The sequence below is a fragment of the Flavobacterium rhizophilum genome, assembly GCF_046000485.1.
GTDB classification, from domain to species: Bacteria; Bacteroidota; Bacteroidia; order Flavobacteriales; family Flavobacteriaceae; genus Flavobacterium; species Flavobacterium rhizophilum.
Map to the genome: position 1 here is coordinate 1 of NZ_JBELQB010000031.1, position 1450 is coordinate 1450.

At 26.6% G+C, this 1450-nt stretch carries 2 protein-coding genes; both read left to right on the forward strand.

Annotated features, from left to right (window positions below):
- On the forward strand, positions 1-781 hold a 781-nt coding region (locus tag ABS768_RS17550), incomplete at its 5' end, for an RHS repeat domain-containing protein (RefSeq protein WP_408076250.1).
- Between the two features lie 4 nt (positions 782-785).
- Complete coding sequence (locus tag ABS768_RS17555; RefSeq protein ID WP_408076251.1) at positions 786-1370, forward strand: hypothetical protein; 585 nt, start codon at positions 786-788, stop codon at positions 1368-1370.
- Positions 1371-1450 lie beyond the last annotated feature (80 nt).

Below are 1450 nucleotides of genomic sequence, written 5' to 3' on the forward strand. Positions count from 1 at the left end.
ACGTTATTATGACCCAAAATGGAGTATGTTTATAGGAGTTGATCCCTTAGCAGATAAATATCCTGACTGGAGTTCTTTTGCCTATTGTGCAAATAATCCAATTAAGTATGTTGATCCCGATGGAAGAGATATTTATCGTTATGATGAAAAAACTGGAGATTTTTATCTATATGAAAAGAATAATGATGCAACAGATAAAGTAGGTAAATTTGAATTTAATAAAGAAATTAATGATTATGTGTTGATAACAGATAGTAAAGGAAATGCTAAAACTCATATTGATAATATAGCTAAAGGTATACTTAAAGAATGTAGGAATTTTAGAGAAGGTAATGAGTATATTGAAATAGGGGGAGAAAGACAACCTAGTGAGAGCCAACTTAAGGATTTTCTTGTTAAGTATTCAGATAATTTGTCAAATTGTGAAGTTAGTGGCTTTGCTATTGGTTATGATAAGTCTTCTGAAACTATTAACGGCTTCGTTATTGAAGAGCATAAGGGGAATGATTTAAATTCATGTGTTAGTGCTCGTTTTGATAAAAATGATCCGATTAATCTATATAATGGGTTTAGATTTAAAGTTAATAAGATAATGCATATAAAATATCATTTTCATACACATCCTCAGTATGGAGACTATGTCGACACTCCTAGTAAAGATGATTTTAAAAATGCTGACAATAGAAATATGGATCATTTTATATTCTATAGAGATAAAAGGTGGAATAATACTACAGAAAAAAGATATAGAAAATTTGATAATGAAAAAACAAAAAAATAAAATCATGAAAAAATTTAAATACCTTATTAGTTTATTTTTTATTTTGATTATATCTAGCTGTAAGACAGTTAGCTCTTCAGAAAGTTTTGATTCATATTCGGATTGCATAAATTTAGTAATTGAGGATTACTATAAAATGTATAGTGATGATATTAATAAGTATAATTTTTTTTCTGTAGAATATGAACCTATGTCTAGTAAAGGGTATTATCTTTTTAATATACTTCCTATGCAGGATAATAATTATAGCTATATCATTGATACTCTAGATTCAAAATCATACTTGCCGTCATATTATATTGAATATAAAACTAAAGTCTTTTTTATTGAAGAAGAAAATCGCAAAGAGACAACTATTGAATTGTTAAAATATTTAGACTCACATAAAATGTTAGATTCCACTAAAGTAAAAATTCAGTTAGGTTTATTACATCCTAAAGATGTAACTCCTATAAAACGTAAATCGGACGATCTAAAAAATGGGGTCAGTTATGTCATTTGTAAGGATAAACCTTTATATATAAAAAAGCGAGTAAGATCAAATATTTATATTTCACCAGATGATGAAATATTTAATGTATGTGAATAAAAACGGTAATGTATCAGATTAGGTGTTTTGATAAAATTACAATGTAACCATTTGAAAAACAGTATTAAATTAGAAATTTT